This is a genomic window from Rhodococcus kronopolitis (assembly GCF_042654025.1).
Lineage (GTDB): Bacteria > Actinomycetota > Actinomycetes > Mycobacteriales > Mycobacteriaceae > Rhodococcus_G > Rhodococcus_G kronopolitis.
Map to the genome: position 1 here is coordinate 657,288 of NZ_JBHSFO010000001.1, position 19,766 is coordinate 677,053.

The window sequence follows — 19,766 nt, forward strand, 5'->3', positions numbered from 1 at the left end:
CAGGACGTGGAGCCGCGGGCGACCCCCTCACTCGTACACCCCCTCGACTCGCCACTGCCCGCCGACGAAGATCAACAGCAGCGCCTTCGGCTCGTCCAGCAGCACCTGCGCACGGGCCGAGCGCCGCGACTGCGCCGGGTCCCACCACCGCTCGTCCAGCAGCCACGGACCCGCCCGGCCCCGTAGCCGCCAGCTCCGTCGACCCCACCGCAACAGGGCGGGATCCGAGCTGAATGACCCCCGCTCGGTGACCCACACCGCGACGCCGGCCGCGTCCTCGAGTGTCACCGCCGGACGGCCCGCCAGCACCGCGGAGGGCGCGGGTTCGGGCAGCCGACCGGGCCACGGCGCCGCGGGATCCGCCGCGGGCACCAGCTCGTCCCCCAGCGGCAGCAGGGTCACCCGCTCCCCCGGACCCCGGCCGCCGCTGAGCACCCCCACCTGCACCGCGTCGCCGCCGAGCAGCCCCTGCACCCGGACCAGCGCCCGCCGGGCCCGCTCGTCCTCGGCGCCGACACCGCCCCACAGCCCCAGCTGCAGCGCCCCGGCCGTCACCACCTCCACCGGCTCGAGTCGCAGCACCTCTATTCCCGCGGTCGGCCGGGACTCGCTGCGTCCACTGAGCCAGCCGTCCAGCTGCCAGCGCACCCGATCGGCCGTGGCCTCGGGGGTCAACGGCTCCGCGCAGCGCCAGGTCCGCGAAAGGTGTTCTCCGTTACCGGTACTCGCATGCACCAGCAGCCGGGTGCAGGCCACCGCCGCGGCCGCCAGCTGCGTGTGCAGCCGCTGCGCCAGCGCCCGCGCCGCGAAGGCCGCCGCATCCACCCGCTCGATCGGCGGATCCGGGCGAAGCTCGACAGCGAGGTCCGGCGGCAACCGCCGCGGCGAGGGCGGCCGCTCCGGTTCGCCGCGGGCACTGCGGTGGGCCAGGACCGCGTCGGTGCCGAACCGGGACGCCACCGACACCGGCGGCAGCGCCGCGAAGTCGCCGACGGTGCGCAGGCCCAGCCGGCGCAGAAGGCCCACCAGGTCGCCCCGCTCGGGAGCTGCCAGCGCGGGCTCGGCGGCCAGTTCGGCCACCGGCAACGGCGCCAGGAACCCGGCGCCCCCGCCGGGCGGGACCAGCGTTCCCCGGCGCGCCGCGATCACCGCGACGGAGAGCTCGTCCGCCACCCCCACCTGACACTCCACCCCGACGGCCGCGACCTCGTCGACCAGCCGTTCCGCGGCGGCCTCCTCCGAGCCGAAGTAGCGGCTCACCCCGGACGCGGCGAGCACCAGCAGCCCGGGACGCAGCACCTCCACCCCGGGCGCCGCCGCGTCGACGGCCGCGGTCACCGGCTCGAACAGCCGGGCATCGCGGTCTGCGTCCGCGGCGAACACATGCAGTGCGGGGCAACGACCCTGCGCCTCCCGCCGGCGCAGCCCCCGGCGGACCCCCTCAGCGCGGGCGGTCGCCGAGCATGCGGTCACCCGGTTGCCGGACAGCACCGCGACGGGCTCGGTCGGCGCCAGGTCCGCCGTCGCGGCGGCGGCAATCGCCGGCCAGTCCGGACACCACAGCGCCACCACCCGGGCCGTCGCGGCGCATGCCATCAGGCGACACCGCTCCCGGACACCCGGCCCGGTCGCGTGCCGTCGTCGAATTCGGCGGCGGCCCTTGCCGGTTCCGAGTTCCACTCCATCCGGCCCCGGACGGGGCACAGGTGCAACGCGGCGGTGCGGGCCTGAAAGGCCCGGCCCTCCGCGGTGACCGTCAGCCGCAGCCCGCGCAGCCGCCCGAGCCCGGACTCACCCAGCCCCTCGTATCCGCGCACCGCGGCCGTCAGGCGCACCTCGGCGCCGCCCCAGTGACCGTCCGTCACCAGCAGGGTGGCGCCCTTGCTCCGTGCCCGCGCCACCACCGACCGCGCCCGCGAGGGCGGCACCGCCAACCCACCGAGTCCCAGCACCACCAGGTCCATGCCGTCGAGCAGCACCGCCGCCACCTCGACCGGGTCCGGCCCCGGCGCCGGGACCACCGCCAGCCGGCCAAGCTCGGCGCCCATCTCGACGGCGGACAGCAGGCCCAGCCGGGGCAGCCCGATCACCGCCGCATGCCCACCCGACTCCGTCACCGACGCCAACAGTCCCAGCAGCAGCGAGCCCGCACCGGACACCGAGACCACGCTTCCGCGCGCGAGTCCGCCCTGCGGCAGCAGCCGGGCAAGTGCGGGCGGCACCGGCAGCACCGGCCGGCCGTGCTCCGCGCCCCGCCCGAGCCGAACCGGCCTGACCACCGACTCGCCCCGCGAGGGCACCGCGGCGATGTGCCGACGAAGCTGCGCGAGTCGCTCCGGCCGGGACAGCCCGGCCCCCGGCTCGCCCACCCCGCGCCGCGCCGCCACCACACCCGGCCCGATCGCCGCATCAGACACAACCACCACAGACTCCCTCCGCCGACGTCACAGCCGGACGACACCCACGGGGAAGACGCGGTCATCGAACACTCTTTCGATATATTCAAGTAGAACTCACCCTCCCCGCCGACGTCAAGGCGAGGAGAGATCGAGCTCACGTCGCTGGCGGGACACGCCCTCGACGGCGTCCTCTACCCTCACGGTGTGGCGGAGCAGGAACGAATGCAGCGGATTGTCGGACCGGACTACCTGGTGGCCGGCCGCTACCGCCTGAGCTCCAAGCTCGGCAGCGGCGGCATGGGCTCGGTGTGGCTGGCCCGCGACACCCTGCTCGACCGCGAAGTGGCCATCAAGCAGGTCATCTCCACCGCCGGGATGAGCGAGGCCGCCGCCAACGACGTCCGGTCCCGGGCGATGCGCGAGGGCCGGATCGCGGCCCGGCTCTCCCACGACCACTCCATCGCCATGTACGACGTCGCCCTCGAGGGCGGCGAGCCCTGGCTGGTCATGGAGTACCTGCCCTCACGCAGCCTGGCGCAGGCACTCAACGTCACCGAGGCGCTGCCGCCGCGGCAGGTCGCGCAGATCGGCGCGCAGGTTGCCGACGCCCTCACCCAGGCGCACGCGTCCGGCATCGTGCACCGCGACATCAAGCCCGGCAACATCCTGATCGCCGACCGCGGCCGGGCCGCCGGCACCGTGAAGATCAGCGACTTCGGCATCTCCCGCGCCAAGGGCGACCCGCACAGGACCCAGACCGGCGTGATCACCGGCACGCCCGCCTACTTCGCGCCGGAGGTCGCCCGCGGCGACGATCCCACCGAGGCCTCCGACGTGTTCTCGCTCGGCGCCACGCTGTACACCGCCACCGAGGGCCAGCCCCCGTTCGGGATCGACGAGAACTCGATCGCCCTGCTGCACAAGGTCGCCAAGGCCGAGATCATGCGACCGGTGCACAGCGGCGACCTCACCGACGCCCTGCTGGTGATGCTCGAGCCCGACCCGGCCCGACGGCCCACCATGGCGCAGGCCCGAGACCTGCTCGCGAACATCGCGGCCGGCTCCGGCGGCAGCATCGACTACGTCCTCGACGCCCCGCTGCTCGAGTCGGACGGCACGGTGCCGTTCTGGGCCCGACGCGGAGCGGCCACGGGACCGGCCCGGCGCGCGAACCGCCTGCCGTCGAGCACCGTCACCGGACTGCCCGCCGCACACCAGAGCGTCCCGCTGGACCGGGTGCCCCGCCCCGGACCCCACGTGCCCGCCGCCCCGGACACCGCAGCGCCCGGTGCCACGGCACCCGGACCCGCGGCACCCGGGCCCGCCGCGCCCGGCTTCCCGCACGCCGCGCCCGGCTTCCCGCCCGTGGCACCCCCGCCGACCGGGCCCGCGTCCGCGGTCCCGATGGCCGTCGCCATCGTGCTGCTGTGCGTCGCGCTCGCCGTCGTCGCCGTCGTCGTCCTCGCGCTGACCCGGATGTGACGGCCGCGGCCTACCGCGTGACGGTCACTCGATGCGCCGCCGGTGCGCCCATCTGGTGAGCGCATTCCGGTTGGACTGCTGCGTCTTTCGCAGCACGTTGGACGCATGCGTCTCCACCGTCTTGATCGAGATCACCAGGGTCTCGGCGATCTCCCGGTAGGTGTACCCGCGGGCCAGCAGCCGCAGCACCTCGAGCTCCCGCGGGGTCAACGAGTCCAGCTCCGGGTCCAGCGGCGGCTCCGGCACCGCCGACCTGCCGGTGAACGAGTCGAGCACGAAGCCCGCCAGGCGCGGACCGAACACCGCGTCGCCGCCGGCCACCCGACGCACCCCGTCCGCGAGCTCGGCGCCCGAGATCGTCTTGGTGACGTAGCCGCGGGCACCGGCTCGGATCACCGCGATGACGTCCTCCGCGGCGTCGGACACGCTGAGCGCCAGGCACACCGGACCCGACGCGATCCCGCCGAGCACCGCGATCCCACCGCCGTCGGGCATGTGCACGTCGAGGAGCACCACGTCGGGCGCGGACGCGTTGATCCCCGCGATCGCCTCGGCGACCGCCCCCGCCTCGCCGATCACCTCGATGTCCGGCTCCGAGGCGAGCTCGGCGCGCACCCCGGACCGGAACACGGCGTGGTCGTCGACCAGGAAGACTCGGTAGACGGGTCCGGCGGATGTCACCTGGGTTGCTCCTCGTTGTCGGGTTGGGTGCGATGGACGGGATCGGCCGGGGGCCGCGGCACCTGCTGCGCCCACTCTAGGACGGCCGCCCCGTCCACCGGGACCGGCGTGGCGGCGTTCTCGGTCACCTCGTCATCGGCGGCTCCGGACCCGGTGCGGGGCATCCGAATTCGGATCTCCGTTCCGCGCCCAGGGGTCGAGTGCACCTCCACCTGCCCACCCCGGCGCTCCACCCGTGCCCGGATCGACTTCGCCAGGCCCTGTCGGTCCGCAGGCACCGCGGACGGGTCGAACCCGGTGCCGCGGTCACGGACGAACACGTTCACCTCGTCGGCCTCCGCCTCGGCGAACAGGTCGACATTGGTCTCGCCGGAGTGCTTGGCCGCGTTGACCAGCGCCTCGCGGGTGGCACCGAGCAGCGCGGTGAAGCTCTCCTTGGACAGACCCGACTCGGCCTCGTCCACGTCGAGACGCACGTCGCCCACCGTCACCGGCCGCACCGTCACACCGTGCTGGTCCTCGACCTCGCCCGCGATGGTGCGCAACGCCTCGGCCAGGCTGGCGTGCGCGGCGTCCCCGCCGTCGAAGAGCCACTTGCGCAGCTCCCGTTCCTGGCCGCGGGCCAACCGCATGACCTCCTGTGGGCGGTCCGCCTGCTTCTGGATCAGCGCGAGGGTCTGCAGCACCGAGTCGTGCAGGTGCGAGGCGATCTCCTCGCGCTCCTCGTTCCGGATCCGGGCGCCGCGTTCCTCGCTCAGAGCCCGCCACATCCGCAGCCACAGCGGCACGGTCAGCAGCCCCGCACCGATCAGCGTGACCACCACCGCCAGCAGCGACGAGCGCAACGACTCGAGGTCGACGCGAGCGAGCACCACCACGCCCAGCCCGAACACGATGAGGGTCGCACCGCCGAGCACCCGCGCCCAGGTGAGCACCGTGGGCCGCTGCGGCAGCCCGATCGCCGACCTCGGACCGTCGGAGTCGAACTCGCGCCACACGAAGGCCGCGCCGATCGCGACCACGATCACCGGCGCGATCACCGAGGCGGCGGTGCCGCTCAGCAGCCAGGTCAACCCCGCGGACAGGGCGAGGCCGATGACCGCCAGCCCCAGTGCCCGCCTGCGCTCGGCGGGACTGGGACGCTCGGTGTCCGTGCCCGCGGGGGTGAAGATCCACAGCAGCCCGTACGCGACGATGCCCGCACCGGCGAGCACGCCCAGGAACACGAACGCCACCCGCACCTTGAGCACGTCGACGCCGAGGTGGTCGGCGAGACCGCCCGCGACGCCGCCGACCACCCGACCACCCACCCGGCGCTCGAGCCGTGGAGCGAGGGCCGGGTCCGGTGGGTAGGCACGGAAGGGTGGCTGCACACCGTCGATGGTGACACGCCGCGCCGGTCGGGCGCATCAGGGCAGACCCTGACCCCACCGGCCCCGCGGCACGACGCAAAGATCAGGGTTTGTCCCGATGCGCCCACCGCCCCGGGCCCGCCACGATGGTGGGCATGAGCAATCCCAGCTTCCCCGAACAACTGCAGCAGTTGTGGCGCACCCGGCCGGTGCGCCTGCCGAGCCGGGGCCCGATCGCAGGCGTCGCGGCGGGGATCGGACACCGCTACGGAGTGGACCCGGTGCTGGTGCGGGTCGCGTTCGCGGTCTCGACGATCTTCGGCGGCGTCGGCATCGCGCTCTACCTCGCCTGCTGGCTGCTGCTGCCGCGGGCCGGCGACCAGGCCTCGGCCGCGGAGTCGCTGGTCGGCCGGGGCCACAGCTCCGAGTCCGGAACCCGGACGGTGGTGTTGGCGGTGGCACTGGTCATCGCGCTGAGCACCCTCGGCCCGGTCGGCGTCGGCCTCGGCGGTTCCGGGCTGATCAGCCTGGCGCTGATGCTCGGGGGGCTCTGGCTGCTGCACCAGCGCAGGCCGGTGCCGCCGCCGCTGCCGGCAGGAGTGGTCCCGGACGGCCTCGACGCCGCGTCGAGCAGTGGCTATCCCGGCACCAGGCATCCGTACGCCCACGGCGGGTACACCGCACCCGGGGCGTACGCGACCCTGCCCAAGACCTACGAGCCGACCCCGGGCTTCCAGGCCGCTCCCCGACCGAGCGATCCCGCACCGATCGGCGAGTGGCCCGGTCCCGACGCGGTCGAGCCGACGACGCCACCGACCACGCCGCACCTGTCTGCGTCACCGCCGCCCGCCGCGGCGCAGGCGACCCCGTTCGGTCCGGCGCCGACACCGCCGGACTGGGACCCGCTCGGCGTCGCCCCCTTCGCCTGGGACCTGCCCGAGCCGACCCCCGCGGCGCCGCCCGCGGCGCCGAAGCCGCCGAAGTCGCGGCTGACGTCCACGGTGCTCGGCCTCGCCATCCTCGTCACCGCCGCCGCCTGGGCGGTCGGCTCCGCGACCGGCACCCAGTGGCTCTCCGCCGGCCAGCTCGGCGCGGTGGCGCTCGCGGTGATCGGCGTCGGCCTCGTCGTCGGCGCGTTCCTGCGCCGCGGCTACGGTCTGCTCGTGGTCACCGGGCCGCTGATCGGCTTCGTGGTGCTGGCATCGCTGATCGGCCCGGTCGACTGGGACAACCGGCACCTCGGCGACCAGACCTGGACGCCGACCGACGCGGCACAGCTCGAGGACCACTACGCCGGCCAGGTCGGCGACTTCGTCCTCGACCTCCGACAGGTCGCGCTCACCGGCGACAAGGAGATCGAGATCGACTCGGGCATCGGAGAATTCACCGTTCTGGTACCCGCGAACATGGACGTCCGCAACCACTGCAGCATCGCGGTGGGAGAGCTGATGTGCCTGCCCGAGGGCGTGGACGGCGGCGCCGACGGGATCGGCGGACCGGTCCTGACCCTGAACATGACCGGCAAGGTCGGAGAGTTGACGGTGGATCGTGGCTGAGTACCGGAACGTGGACGACCATTCCACCGACAACGGCCGGACGGGGCAGGCGAAATCCCGACGCCCCGCCGCGGGTCTGCTGTTCGCAGGTCTGATCGCGCTGCTGGTCAGCGTGTGGTCGCTGATCGGGCCGGAGCACTTCCAGTCCCTCGACGGAGGTCCGTCCAAGTGGATCGTCGTGGCCGCGGCCGTGGCGGTCGGCCTGGTGCTGGTCTTCGCACCGGGACGCCGCAAGTAGTGCTCGCCATCCCCGACGGCTACCGCACGAACGTGCGCGAGTACGCGACCGACGCCGACGACTGGCTCGGTGGGCTGCCGGGCCTCGCCGACCGCTACCTCGCCGCCTGGGATCTGGTCCGGGACGGCGAGGACGTCTGGCACGGGTACGTCGGGATCGTGGTCCCCGTCCGGATGCCCGACGGCACCGCTGCTGCGTTGAAGATCTCCTACCCGTCCCCCGAGTCCGCGCACGAGGCGGCGGCGCTTGCCGAATGGGCGGGCCGCGGCGCGGTTCGGGTACTGCGGGCCGACCCGGCCCACCAGGTGCTGCTGCTCGAACGCCTGGACAACACCCGCTCACTGCGGGATGTGCCGGTGCCGCAGGCTGTCTCGATCTGGGGTGCGTTGATGCGTGAGCTGTCCGCCCCGCTCCCCCCGGGGCCGCAACCGTTCGAGTCCCTGGCCGAGCTGTCCCGTCGCTGGCTCTGCGAACTGCCGGACCGGTGGGAGCGTCTCGGCCGGCCCGGCCCGGCCTGGCTGCTCGACGAGGCGCTCGCGGTGTGCCGGGACGCGGCGGTCGAATCGACACTCGGGCAGGGCAACTCGCTACTGGTGCACAGCAGTTCGGTGCTGGTGCACACCGACCTGCACTTCGAGAACGTCCTCGCCACCCCCGACGGCGCGCGGTGGCGGGCCATCGACCCCAAGCCACTGCTCGGGGTCGCCGAGTTCGCCGTGGCACCGATGCTGTGGAACCGGCTCGGCGAACTGGACGGCGGCGCCGAGGCGCTGCGGGCCCGCTGCCACGCGCTGTCCGAGGCCGCCGGGCTCGACCGGGAACTGGCCCGGCGCTGGTCGGTCGCGCGCGAGGTCGAGAACCACCTCGAGTACCTCGAATCCGGCCTGCCGGGCGATGCGACACGCTCGCTGTGGGTGGCCACCGCGCTGTGCGGGCGGGCCGATCCCGGTGTCGACCCGGCCGGCCTGGCCTCGCTCTGACCGGCACCCCGAGACGGCACCCCGAGATGCGGGAGGCAAAGACCCGGGTGCTTCCCGATGGCGCCGGGCACCTCCCGCCGACGAGCATGGACTTCATGAGCGAGAACCAGATCCCCGTCACCGAATTCGGACCCAGCGCCGCGAAAAGCTCTTTCCTCCAGAACCTTCCGCAGCGACTGCCCGCCGAGGGCATGATCGCCGGCGTGTGTGTCGGCGTCGCCCGCCGGCTGGGCGTGAACGCGTGGGCGGTCCGGCTGGCGTTCCTCGCATCGCTGCTGCTCGCCGGCGCAGGCGTCCCGGTCTACCTGGCCGCCTGGCTGCTGATGCGCTCCCCCGACGAGACCCGTTCGATGGGCGAGAGCCTGCTCGGCGACGGCGCGGACGGCGAGTCCAGGACCGCGGCGTTGGTGCTCGCCGCCGCGACCGTGATCACCGCGATCGCGTGTGCCGCGCCGGTGGGCGCCGGACTGGTCGGGATGGCATTGCTGGTCGGCGGCTACCTCTACCTCGACAGCCGCGGACCCGCCACACGCTGACCGTCACCCGCGGCGGGGCTTACGGGCACTGGGCCCGGATCCGGGAAGACCGGAAACCCGGCGAGACGCCTATGCGCCCCGCCGGGTTCGGCGGATCACTCCCACTCGATGGTTCCCGGCGGCTTGCTCGTCACGTCGAGCACCACTCGGTTGACATCCGGGACCTCGTTGGTGATCCGGGTGGAGATGCGCTCGAGCACCTCGTAGGGCAGCCGGGTCCAGTCCGCCGTCATGGCGTCCTCGCTCGAGACCGGCCGCAGCACGATCGGGTGGCCGTAGGTGCGGCCGTCGCCCTGCACGCCCACGCTGCGCACGTCGGCGAGCAGCACCACCGGGCACTGCCAGATCTGGCCGTCCAGACCCGCCGCCGTGAGCTCCTCACGGACGATGGAGTCGGCGTGGCGCAGCAGGGTGAGCCGCTCCTGGTTGACGCTGCCGACGATCCGGATCGCCAGTCCCGGGCCGGGGAACGGCTGACGCGCGACGATCTCCTCGGGCAGCCCCAGCGCGCGGCCAACGGCGCGGACCTCGTCCTTGAACAGCAGGCGCAGCGGCTCGACCAGTTTGAACTGCAGGTCCTCCGGAAGTCCGCCGACGTTGTGGTGGCTCTTGATGTTCGCGGTGCCGGTGCCGCCACCGGACTCCACGACGTCCGGGTACAGGGTGCCCTGGACCAGGAAGTCGACGGCCCCGCCGTGCTCGGCGGCCTCGCCGAGCACCTCGGAGACCGCACCCTCGAAGCTGCGGATGAACTCGCGCCCGATGATCTTGCGCTTGGTCTCGGGGTCCGAGACGCCGTCCAGTTCGCCGAGGAAGGTGTCAACCGCGTCGACGGTGATCAGCCGCGCTCCGGTGGAGGCGACGAAGTCCTGCTGAACCTGCTCGCGCTCGCCCGCCCGCAGCAGACCGTGGTCGACGAACACACAGGTGAGCTTGTCGCCGATGGCACGCTGCACGAGTGCCGCCGCCACCGCCGAGTCGACGCCACCGGACAGTCCGCAGATGGCCTGTCCGTCGCCGACCTGGGTGCGGACCTGTTCGATCAGGTCCTCGGCGATGTTCGCCGCGGTCCACGTCGGCGCGATGCCCGCGATGTCGCGGAGGAACCGGCTGAGCACCTGCTGGCCGTGCGGGGAGTGCAGCACCTCGGGGTGGTACTGGACGCCGGCGAGGCGTCGGGCCCGGTCCTCGAAGGCGGCGACGGGCGCGCCCGCGCTGGTGGCGGTCACCTCGAAGCCGGCCGGGGCGTCGGTCACCGCGTCACCGTGGCTCATCCACACCGGCTGGGTGGCGGGCAGGCCCTCGTGCAGGACGCCGCCGTCCACGCTGAGCTGGGTGCGGCCGTACTCACGGGTGCCGGTGTGCGTGACGGTGCCGCCGAGCGCACCGGCCATCGCCTGGAATCCGTAGCAGATTCCGAAGACCGGGATGCCGTGGTCGAACAGGCGGGCGTCGAGTTGCGGTGCGCCGTCGGCGTACACGCTCGACGGGCCGCCGGAGAGGATGACCGCGGCGGGCTGGCGGGCCACGATCTCCTCGACGGTCGCCGTGTGCGGCACCACCTCGGAGTAGACGTTGGCCTCGCGCACCCGGCGAGCGATCAGCTGCGCGTACTGCGCCCCGAAGTCGACGACGAGAACGGGATGCTGCTGGGACGAGCCGGAATGCTGGGTGTCTGCCACGTGGTCAGTCTAGTCAGCGCGGGAACTCCCCCGCCCACACCCCCGTGACTCGGCTCCGACTCGCCCCCGCGGGCTCAGCGGACCCCGGGAGAGTCGCCCTCCACCTCGGATGCGGACTCGCCGGTTCCCCCCTCGGCGATCGGCTCCACCGGGCGGGCGGACTTGCCGGTCCGCACCTCGACGATCGGCAGCACCAGGGCCGCGGGCGCCGACGCCGGCACCACCGGGTTCCTCGGTGCCACCGGGCTGATCCGGCGGTAGGCCTCGCCCTGGTCGGGTCGGGTGTCCTTCTCGCCCTTGTTCGGCCACAGCGACGCGGCCCGCTCGGCCTGCGCGCTGATGGTCAGCGACGGGTTCACACCCAGGTTCGCCGACACCGAGGCGCCGTCGACCACGCTCAGCGTCGGATAGCCGTACACCCGGTGGTAGGGGTCGATGACGCCGCGGCTCGCGTCGGCGCCGATTGCGCAGCCGCCGAGGAAGTGCGCGGTGAGCGGGATGTTGAAGATCTCTCCCCAGGTACCCCCCGCCACGCCGTCGATCTTCTCCGCGATCCGTCGGGTCGCGTCGTTGCCGGCCGGGATCCAGGTGGGGTTCGGCTCGCCGTGCCCCTGCCTGCTGGTGACCTTGCGTCGACCGAGCAGGCCGCGCTTGGTGTAGGTGGTGATCGAGTTGTCGAGGTTCTGCATGACCAGGGCGATGATGGTGCGCTCGCTCCAGTTCCGCACCGTGAGCATGCGCAGCATCTGCACCGGGTTCTTCGCGACGACGCCGAGGAACTTCACCCAGCGGGGGGTGGTGCCGCCGCCGTCGGTCATCAGGGTCTGCAGCAGGCCCATCGCGTTGGAGCCCTTGCCGTAGCGGACCGGCTCGATGTGCGTGTCCGGGGTCGGGTGGAACGACGAGGTGATCGCCACGCCCCGGGTCAGGTCCATGGTCGGGTCGACCTTGTACTTGCCCGCGCCGACGATGGACTCGGAGTTGGTGCGGGTGAGCTCGCCGAGGTTGTCGGAGAGCCGCGGCAGGGCGCCGGTGTCCTTCATCTTGTGCAGCAGGTGCTGGGTGCCCCAGGTGCCGGCGGCGACCACGACGTGCTGCGCGGTGTAGGTCTTGTTGTTCTTGCGCACCTTGGCGCCGGTGCGGCGGGTGGCCACGTCCCAGGTGCCGTCCGAGGCCTCGAACAGCCCGGTCACGGTGGTCATCGGGACGATCTGGGCGCCGGCCTTCTCGGCCAGGCCGAGGTAGTTCTTGAGCAGGGTGTTCTTGGCGCCGTGCCGGCAGCCGGTCATGCACTCACCGCACTCGATGCAGCCGGTCCGCGCGGGGCCGACGCCGCCGAAGTACGGGTCCTCGACGGTCTTGCCGGGCTCGCCGAAGAACACGCCGACCGGGGTCTGGATGAAGGTGTCGCCGACGCCCATGTCCTCGGCGACCGACTTGATCACCTCGTCGGCGGGGGTCATGTGCGGGTTCTGGACCACACCGAGCATCTTGCGGGCCTGGTCGTAGAACGGGGTCAGCTCGTCGTGCCAGTCGGTGATCTCACGCCACTGCGGGTCCTCGAAGAACGACGCGGGCGGCTTGTAGAGCGTGTTGGCGTAGTTCAGCGAGCCGCCGCCGACCCCCGCTCCCGCGAGGATCAGGACGTCGCGAAGCAGGTGCACGCGCTGGATGCCGTAGCAGCCGAGCGCGGGCGCCCAGAGGAACCGCTTGAGGTCCCAACTGGTCTTCGCGAAGTCGGCGTCGGCGTACCGGCGACCGGCCTCGAGGATGCCGACCCGGTACCCCTTCTCCACCAGCCGGAGCGCGGTGACGCTGCCGCCGAACCCGGAACCGATGACCAGGACGTCGAAGTCGGTTGCACGCTTGCCCATCAGGAACCTCCACCACGAGACCGAACTAGTTACCCGCCAGTATGCACTCCGACCCTGTGACCGGAGCCACAGGGTCGGAGTTGAATGTAACGACGGGTACCAGTTTCGCCCCGCCATCGACCGAATATGCCGTTCATTCGATCAGATCGACTGAACGGAAGCGTTCATTCGATTGGATCGAGTGAATGTGCCGTTCAGTCGATGGGCGGCGGGGCCGACCGGGGGCGGTTCAGGCCCGGACTGTCAGCCCGACCTTCTGGAACTCCTTGAGGTCCGAGTACCCGGACTTCGCCATCGACCGGCGCAGGCCGCCGACCAGGTTCAGCGAACCGTACGGATCGTCGGACGGTCCGGTGAGCACCCGGTCCAGGCTCGGCCGTTCGCCGAAGGAGACCGGCAGCATGGAGCCGCGCGGCATCGACGGGTGCGCGGCGGCGGACGGCCAGTACCAGCCGCCGCCCGGCGCCTCGGCGGCCACGGCCAGCGGTGCGCCGAGCACCGCGGCGTCGGCGCCGCAGGCGATGGCCTTGGCCAGGTCGCCCGAGCTGCTGATGTCGCCGTCCGCGATCACGTGGACGTAGCGTCCGCCGGTCTCGTCGAGGTAGTCGCGGCGCGCGGCCGCGGCGTCCGCGATCGCCGTCGCCATCGGGACGCCGATGCCCAGCACCTCGCCGGTGGTGGTGGCGCCCTCGGTCGAGCCGTACCCGACGATGACGCCTGCCGCGCCGGTGCGCATCAGGTGCAGCGCCGTGCGATGGTCGCTCACGCCGCCGGCCACCACCGGGACGTCCAGCTCGGAGATGAAGGTCTTCAGGTTCAGCGGCTCGCCGCCGCCGGTGACGACGTGCTCGGCGGAGATGATCGTGCCGTGGATGACCAGCAGGTCGATGCCCGCCTTCAGCAGTGCCGGCGTCAGGGCCCGGGCGTTCTGCGGGCTCACCCGGACCGCGACCGTCACTCCGGCGTCGCGCACCTGCGCCACCGCGGCGGCCAGCAGCTCCGGCTGGATCGGGGCCGCGTGGAGCTGCTGCAGCTTGGCGATCGGGGCATCGGCGTCGGAGTCCGACTCGGCGATCCGCACCAGCTCGGCGATCTGGGCCTCGACGTCGGCGTGCCGACCCCACAGCCCCTCGCCGTTGATCACGCCGAGGCCGCCGCGCTTGCCCAGCTCGATCGCGAACGACGGCGACACCAGCGCGTCGGTCGGGTGACCGAGCACCGGGATGTCGAAGCGGTACGCGTCGAGCTGCCAGGAGGTCGACACCTCCTTGGACGAACGCGTCCGGCGGGAGGGAACGATGTCGATGTCGTCCAGCTCATAGGTGCGACGGGCCGTGCGGCCCATGCCGATCTCAACGAGGTCGCGCACGCGCGCCCCTTTCTTCGATGTGGCTGATGGGTTGCCTGCGATCAGGCGGGAACTTACGCGTCCGCGGTCAGCGGGCGACGTAGTTCGGCGCCTCGACCGTCATGGTGATGTCGTGGGGGTGGCTCTCCTTGAGCCCAGCCGCGGTGATCTGCACGAACTGGGCCTCCTGGAGCTCCTCGATGGTGGCGGCACCGGCGTAGCCCATCGCCGCGCGGAGGCCGCCGGTGAGCTGGTGGGTGACCTGCGCGAGCGGGCCGCGGAACGGCACCCGGCCCTCGATGCCCTCCGGCACCAGCTTGTCCTCGGAGAGCACGTCGTCCTGGAAGTAGCGGTCCTTGGAGAACGACTTGGCCTGGCCGCGACCCTGCATCGCGCCGAGCGAACCCATGCCGCGGTAGCTCTTGTACTGCTTGCCACCGACCAGCACCATCTCGCCCGGCGACTCGGCGGTGCCGGCCAGCAGCGAGCCGAGCATCGCGGTGGACGCGCCTGCCGCGAGGGCCTTGGCGATGTCGCCGGAGAACTGCAGGCCACCGTCGGCGATGACCGGCACGCCATGCGGCTTGCACGCGGCGGTCGCCTCGAGGATCGCGGTGATCTGCGGGGCACCGACGCCGGCGATGACGCGGGTGGTGCAGATCGAGCCCGGCCCGACGCCCACCTTGACCGCGTCGACCCCGGCCTCGACCAGTGCCAGTGCGCCGCTGCGGGTGGCGACGTTGCCGCCAATGATCTGCACGCGGTCGCCGACCTCGGCCTTGATCTTGGCGATCATGCCGAGGACTCCCGCGGAGTGGCCGTGCGCGCTGTCGACCACCAGCACGTCGGCACCCGCCTCGGTCAGCAGCATCGCGCGGACCCAGGAGTCGTCGCCGACGCCCACCGCGGCACCGACCAGCAGTCGGCCGTCGCGGTCCTTGGTGGCGTTCGGGTGCTGCTCGGTCTTGACGAAGTCCTTGACCGTGATCAGGCCGGTCAGCTTGCCCTGCCCGTCCACGATCGGCAGCTTCTCGAGCTTGTGCCGACGCAGCAGGCCGAGTGCGGCCTCCGCGGTGACGCCCTCGCGGGCGGTGATCAGCGGCGCCTGGGTCATGACCTCGGAGACCTTGCGGTTCTGGTCGACCTCGAAGCGCATGTCGCGATTGGTGATGATGCCGACCAGCTGGCCCTCGTCGTCGGTGACCGGCAGCCCCGAGATCCGGAAGCGCGCGCACTGGGCGTCGACCTCGGCGATGGTGTCGGTGGGCTTGCAGGTGACCGGGTCGGTGATCATGCCGGCGTCGGACCGCTTGACGGTCTCGATCTGGCCGGCCTGAGCCTCGGCCGAGAGGTTGCGGTGCAACACGCCCATGCCGCCGGCCCGGGCCATCGCGATGGCCATCCGGGCCTCGGTGACGGTGTCCATCGCGGAACTGACCAGCGGCACCCGCAGCCGGATCTCACGGGTCAGCTGGCTCGAGGTGTCGACCTGGCTCGGGATGACGTCCGAGGCGGCGGGCAGCAGCAGCACGTCGTCGAACGTGAGCCCCAGCATCGCCACCTTGTCCGGGCGGTCTCCGCCGGTGCGTACGTGTCCTCCGGAAGTACTCATGCGGCTGGGACCTTTCCTGGAACTGTGGGGCGGCACCGGTCGTCGGGCGGTGACCCGTCGGAGGCGCGAATGCAGGGGGCGGGGACGAGAGGAGGAACGCTCGGCTGGGGGCGAAATCTTCCCGCAGCCCGGACACCATGGTATCGGCTGCACTCGGGTGGGTGCGAACGCGGTGAGTGTGACGGGTGGCGCAGACCCACCCGGCCTGCGTACCGTGGTAGCTGTGCGTGATCAACTGCCCCCCGGTCTGCCGCCGGACCCGTTCGCCGGTGACCCCGCCGACCCCTCCGCCGCGCTCGACGCGATCGAGCCCGGTCAGCCCCTCGACGCCCACGAGCGAGTCGCCGTCGAGGAGGACCTCGCCGACCTCGCCGTCTACGAGGCGCTGCTCGGCCACCGCGGCATCCGCGGGCTCGTGGTGTGCTGCGACGACTGTCAGCTCGACCACTACCACGACTGGGACATGCTGCGCGCGAACCTGCTGCAGCTGCTCGTCGACGGCACGGTCCGACCGCACGAGCCGGCCTACGACCCGGTCCCCGAGGCCTACGTCACCTGGGACTACTGCCGCGGCTACGCGGACGCGTCGATGAACGAGGCGTTGCACGGCGACGGCTTCGACCTCTAGGGGTCCGCGCCGCAGGGCCGAGCACGCCCCGCCACCCAGACAGCAGAACGGCCCGACAGCTACCTGTCGGGCCGTTCTGCTGTTCGCTGCGCGCTAGCCGGGCACCACCGGAGACAGGTCCGTCGGCTCGACCGTCCCGTCCCCCGTCCCCGGCTCCGGGGACGGCGTCGTGGTCGCGGGGGTGGTCGTCGGCTGGGACGCCGGCGAGGTGGTCGGCGACGGCGACGGCGACGGCGGCGTGCTCGACGCCGGGGGCATGGTCGGCGCCGTGGTCGCGGACGGCGACGGCGGGATCACCGGCAGCTGGGAGGGCACCTGGGGCACCGTTGTGACCGGCGCGCCGGTCACCGTGGCGATCGGGGTCATCGGCGGGGCCGTGCTGATCGCGGACGGCGACGGCGCTCCCGGCGTGGTGGTCATCCCGGCGGCCGGCGGCGCGCCCTTGGCCGCGTCGGCCATCAGCTGGTCCAGCCGGGCGTTGAGCGCGGCCCGCTTGTCGGGCTCGTTCACGTCGGTGACCCGTTTGACCGCGGACTGCAGCTTCGCCGCCGCGGCCGCCGGATCGCCGGACTGGAGCAGTCGCTCGGCTTCCTCGAGGTTCGTGGCGGTGTCGATGCTGGCCACGGTCGAGTTGGCGCGCTCGGTGAACACGACCTCCTTGACCTTCCACAGCGGGTCACCGGGGACGGCGTTGTACGAGAAGACGGTCAGCCCGGCCATCACCACGGCGACCGCCGCCGCGGCGCCCGCGATCGGGCGCAACAGCCGGAGTCCACCGCGACCATGCGCCGACCCGGAAATCTGGCTGTCGACGGCCGCCACGACCTGGTCGAGCGTCGGCTCGGCGGGCATCGGGGGTGCCAGGATCTCGGCTCGCCAGCTCGCGAGCAGTGCGGCCAGTTCGGCTTCTTCCGGGCTGTCGACGCGTGCGACGTTCCCGGTGGCGAGCGCGTCGATCAGCGCGTTGTCGTGCTGAACCGCCGCAAGATCGAAGGCTGCCGCGGCCGGATCGTCGCCGGCCTGGCTTCGGGAGAGATCGGCGTCGGACATGGATCCCTGCTCCACATGCCGGTCGTCATCGCCCCGCTTGCGTCCCCTAGCCATACATCTCACCCGCTTTCGCTACTTCGGTCTTCAGCTTCGTGAGTGCCCGGTGCTGGGCGACTCTGACGGCACCCGCGGTACTCCCCACCGCGGCGGCCGTCTCTTCGGCCGACAGTCCGACGACCAACCGGAGGATGATGATCTCGCGATGCTTCTCGGAAAGCGTGGCCAGCAGGGTCTTCATCTGCCGTCCGGTCTCCGAGTCCAGCGCGAGCTTCTCCGGTCCTTCGTCTGTCGAGACGACGTCGGGCACCTCCGCCATCGACTCCGCCTTGTTCCGTCCGGCGTTCCGATGGGCGTCGGCGACCTTGTGTGCGGCAATGCCGTACACAAAGGCCATGAAGGGCCTGCCCTGATCGCGGTAGCGCGGCAACGCGGTCATCACAGCCAGACACACCTCTTGGGCCACGTCGTCTGCGGAGAGCTGTCCTCTCTCCGCAGCTCCGACCCGTGACCGGCAGTAACGCACGACCATGGGTCGGACTGTCTCCAACACTCGAGCCAAGGCAACCCGGTCGCCCTGCGCTGCCGCAGCGACTGCCGAGTCCAATACCTCGCTCGTATTAGTCATCGTGAGAGCTCGTCCTGGCGTTACAGTGACGCTCCCCTCAGGAGCGCTCCCACCTGACAGGCGGAACTCTCGAAGGATAGCGACAGTGGCTCACAGATTTCTGAATCGCCCTCCCCAGTCACGGATCTGGCGTTCGCACTCGTCGCGCACCGCGGCCGCCTCCGCGCTCGGCCGGACCCCGTTGAGCAGCATCGCCGCCGCCCACCGCAGCGGGACCAGCCCCAGTCCGGCGCAACTGTCGACAATCTCCGCGGCGGGCGCGGCGGCTGCCGCGGCGTCCGGTCCGGCACTGACCGCGGCGGCCAACAGCAACCTGGACTTCACCTGGTGGCGCACCGAGTCCGTGTCCCGCGCCAGCTCCACCGCCAACCCGGCATGCCGGTGCCCGCGGGCCGCGTCGCCGGCGGCCAGCGACATCTCCGCGGTGACCCAGTTCAGCCGGATCCGCTGTCGCCACAACCCGGGGTCGGGGGCATCGAGCAGGCCCTCGCACCGTGCCAACAGCCGGAATCCCAGGTCCAGCCGGCCGCAGCCGAGCGCGTCGGCCGCCAGCCCCGTCAACGCGTCACCCCGGGCCGCCCGGACGTCCACACCGGCGGCGGGCGCCGACTCGAGCAGCACCAGCGCGCGGCCGTCGTATCCCGCGGCCTGCCGATGCCAGCCGAGCTGACGCAGCAGCGACGCCTCGGTGCTCGACGCCAGGGATGCGAGCACCGGGTGCGGCCGGGTCCGCGCAATCCGGGCGAGCTCGGTGCGCGCCGCGGCGTAACGCCCCTGCCCGCCGAGCGCCACCGCCCGCAGCCAGCGACCGTCCGGCGTCGACGGGGCAGGCAGTTCCCGGGCACCGGGGTCCGGGCCGAATGCCACCCGGGCCAGGGCGGCATCGGACTGGTCGGCGGCGCGGGGAGCGGGGAGACGAGGCACGGCGTAAGGGTAGGTGCCGGCGCCGGCACCCACCCCACCCGGCACGTCGGCCGACGAATTCCCCGCCCCCTCGACTCCTCACCGCCGCATTCAACCGGGCCCGGCATGGATTTTTCCTGCCTTTTACATTCAGTACACCGATTGTCCGCATCTCCCGGATTCGATCCGGTACCCATTGCGCCAATCGGCATACACCGATCGAGACACAGGCGTAGGTTCACCATCGTGACCAGCGAACACGTCGCCGGAAGGGCCGAATCCACCCGGTACCGAAATCACAATTCGGTGTCGATGTCGATGAACGGAAAGTTAATTTCCTGATTTCGCGCTATGGAAATCACCACTGGTCAAACCATTGACTCCATTTCGGCCACACCTCTAATGTTGCGTTCGGAATTGAATACGCGACCCCTAGGAGATGACATGCCGCAGCCGAATCACCTCCCCGGCCCCAACGCCGATATCTGGGACTGGCAGATGCACGGACTCTGCCGCGGAGTCGACTCCTCGGTGTTCTTCCACCCCGACGGGGAGCGTGGGCGTGCCCGTGCGCAGCGCGAGGTCCGCGCCAAGGAGATGTGCCACCGGTGCCCCGTCCTCGACCAGTGCCGCCGCCATGCCCTCAGCGTCGCCGAGCCCTACGGGATCTGGGGCGGCATGTCCGAGGCCGAGCGCGAGATGCACTCCCGTCGTGGCCGTCATCGCGTTGCGGTGTAGCCGCCCCCGCCGCCGACACGACGAAGGCCCCCGGACCAGTGCGGTCCGGGGGCCTTCGTGTGGGTCACGCGTTCGCGACCGT

At 72.2% G+C, this 19,766-nt stretch carries 18 protein-coding genes; 7 read left to right on the top strand and 11 right to left on the bottom strand.

The features are described 5' to 3' along the window. Positions 1 to 27: 27 nt before the first annotated feature. Positions 28 to 1,596 carry a DNA polymerase Y family protein gene (locus ACFO6S_RS02930; RefSeq protein WP_378413932.1) on the bottom strand — a complete coding sequence of 523 codons (1,569 nt, stop codon included), beginning with the start codon at positions 1,594 to 1,596 and terminating at the stop codon, positions 28 to 30. Further along, a complete protein-coding gene (locus ACFO6S_RS02935) occupies positions 1,596 to 2,390 on the bottom strand; it encodes a hypothetical protein (protein ID WP_378414082.1) in 795 nt (264 codons plus the stop codon). The genes ACFO6S_RS02930 and ACFO6S_RS02935 overlap by 1 nt, the downstream gene beginning before the upstream one ends. 213 nt (positions 2,391 to 2,603) lie before the next feature. Here ACFO6S_RS02935 and ACFO6S_RS02940 point away from each other — a divergent pair, with 213 nt between their 5' ends. Next, complete coding sequence (locus tag ACFO6S_RS02940; RefSeq protein ID WP_465269183.1) at positions 2,604 to 3,881, top strand: serine/threonine-protein kinase; 1,278 nt, start codon at positions 2,604 to 2,606, stop codon at positions 3,879 to 3,881. A gap of 24 nt (positions 3,882 to 3,905) precedes the next feature. Here the strand turns inward: ACFO6S_RS02940 and ACFO6S_RS02945 are convergent, their stop codons facing one another. Beyond that, the gene (locus ACFO6S_RS02945; RefSeq protein ID WP_378413934.1) at positions 3,906 to 4,562 is read right to left on the bottom strand and encodes a response regulator; all 657 of its coding nucleotides are present in this window, start codon (positions 4,560 to 4,562) and stop codon (positions 3,906 to 3,908) included. Next, complete coding sequence (locus tag ACFO6S_RS02950; RefSeq protein ID WP_378413936.1) at positions 4,559 to 5,935, bottom strand: PspC domain-containing protein; 1,377 nt, start codon at positions 5,933 to 5,935, stop codon at positions 4,559 to 4,561. Before ACFO6S_RS02950 ends, ACFO6S_RS02945 begins: the two co-directional genes overlap by 4 nt. Before the next feature lie 134 nt (positions 5,936 to 6,069). Here ACFO6S_RS02950 and ACFO6S_RS02955 point away from each other — a divergent pair, with 134 nt between their 5' ends. The 4 genes from ACFO6S_RS02955 to ACFO6S_RS02970 all read left to right on the top strand — a co-directional run bounded on the left by ACFO6S_RS02955 (position 6,070) and on the right by ACFO6S_RS02970 (position 9,224). Then, on the top strand, positions 6,070 to 7,470 hold the full coding sequence (locus tag ACFO6S_RS02955; protein ID WP_378413938.1) for a PspC domain-containing protein: 1,401 nt from the start codon (positions 6,070 to 6,072) through the stop codon (positions 7,468 to 7,470). Then, positions 7,463 to 7,708, top strand: coding sequence for a hypothetical protein (locus ACFO6S_RS02960; protein ID WP_378413940.1), 246 nt, complete (start codon positions 7,463 to 7,465; stop codon positions 7,706 to 7,708). Before ACFO6S_RS02955 ends, ACFO6S_RS02960 begins: the two co-directional genes overlap by 8 nt. Then, positions 7,708 to 8,688 (top strand): aminoglycoside phosphotransferase family protein, encoded by a 981-nt coding sequence (locus tag ACFO6S_RS02965; RefSeq protein ID WP_378413942.1) that lies wholly within the window; start codon positions 7,708 to 7,710, stop codon positions 8,686 to 8,688. Before ACFO6S_RS02960 ends, ACFO6S_RS02965 begins: the two co-directional genes overlap by 1 nt. 95 nt (positions 8,689 to 8,783) lie before the next feature. Further along, entirely contained in the window at positions 8,784 to 9,224 is a 441-nt protein-coding gene (locus ACFO6S_RS02970; protein ID WP_378413944.1) for a PspC domain-containing protein, read from the top strand. A gap of 95 nt (positions 9,225 to 9,319) precedes the next feature. Here the strand turns inward: ACFO6S_RS02970 and guaA are convergent, their stop codons facing one another. The 4 genes from guaA to guaB all read right to left on the bottom strand — a co-directional run bounded on the left by guaA (position 9,320) and on the right by guaB (position 15,740). Next, positions 9,320 to 10,906, bottom strand: coding sequence for a glutamine-hydrolyzing GMP synthase (gene guaA / locus ACFO6S_RS02975; protein WP_378413946.1), 1,587 nt, complete (start codon positions 10,904 to 10,906; stop codon positions 9,320 to 9,322). Between the two features lie 74 nt (positions 10,907 to 10,980). After that, the gene (locus tag ACFO6S_RS02980; protein ID WP_378413948.1) at positions 10,981 to 12,780 is read right to left on the bottom strand and encodes a GMC family oxidoreductase N-terminal domain-containing protein; all 1,800 of its coding nucleotides are present in this window, start codon (positions 12,778 to 12,780) and stop codon (positions 10,981 to 10,983) included. Between the two features lie 229 nt (positions 12,781 to 13,009). After that, complete coding sequence (locus ACFO6S_RS02985; protein ID WP_378413949.1) at positions 13,010 to 14,149, bottom strand: GuaB3 family IMP dehydrogenase-related protein; 1,140 nt, start codon at positions 14,147 to 14,149, stop codon at positions 13,010 to 13,012. A 67-nt stretch (positions 14,150 to 14,216) separates the two neighbouring features. Beyond that, entirely contained in the window at positions 14,217 to 15,740 is a 1,524-nt protein-coding gene (gene guaB / locus ACFO6S_RS02990; RefSeq protein ID WP_378413951.1) for an IMP dehydrogenase, read from the bottom strand. Between the two features lie 223 nt (positions 15,741 to 15,963). On the opposite strand from guaB, the gene ACFO6S_RS02995 reads away from it, so the two are divergent. Then, positions 15,964 to 16,368, top strand: a complete 405-nt coding sequence (locus ACFO6S_RS02995; RefSeq protein WP_378413953.1) for a DUF5319 domain-containing protein — start codon at positions 15,964 to 15,966, stop codon at positions 16,366 to 16,368. Between the two features lie 93 nt (positions 16,369 to 16,461). On the opposite strand, the gene ACFO6S_RS03000 is transcribed toward ACFO6S_RS02995, so the two are convergent. The 3 genes from ACFO6S_RS03000 to ACFO6S_RS03010 all read right to left on the bottom strand — a co-directional run bounded on the left by ACFO6S_RS03000 (position 16,462) and on the right by ACFO6S_RS03010 (position 18,967). After that, positions 16,462 to 17,418, bottom strand: coding sequence for an anti-sigma-D factor RsdA (locus ACFO6S_RS03000; RefSeq protein ID WP_378413955.1), 957 nt, complete (start codon positions 17,416 to 17,418; stop codon positions 16,462 to 16,464). A gap of 46 nt (positions 17,419 to 17,464) precedes the next feature. Beyond that, positions 17,465 to 18,043 carry a sigma-70 family RNA polymerase sigma factor gene (locus ACFO6S_RS03005; RefSeq protein WP_378413957.1) on the bottom strand — a complete coding sequence of 193 codons (579 nt, stop codon included), beginning with the start codon at positions 18,041 to 18,043 and terminating at the stop codon, positions 17,465 to 17,467. A gap of 90 nt (positions 18,044 to 18,133) precedes the next feature. Beyond that, positions 18,134 to 18,967 (bottom strand): hypothetical protein, encoded by an 834-nt coding sequence (locus ACFO6S_RS03010; RefSeq protein ID WP_378413959.1) that lies wholly within the window; start codon positions 18,965 to 18,967, stop codon positions 18,134 to 18,136. 423 nt (positions 18,968 to 19,390) lie between these two features. Here ACFO6S_RS03010 and ACFO6S_RS03015 point away from each other — a divergent pair, with 423 nt between their 5' ends. After that, the gene (locus ACFO6S_RS03015) at positions 19,391 to 19,684 is read left to right on the top strand and encodes a WhiB family transcriptional regulator (RefSeq protein WP_378413961.1); all 294 of its coding nucleotides are present in this window, start codon (positions 19,391 to 19,393) and stop codon (positions 19,682 to 19,684) included. Positions 19,685 to 19,766 lie beyond the last annotated feature (82 nt).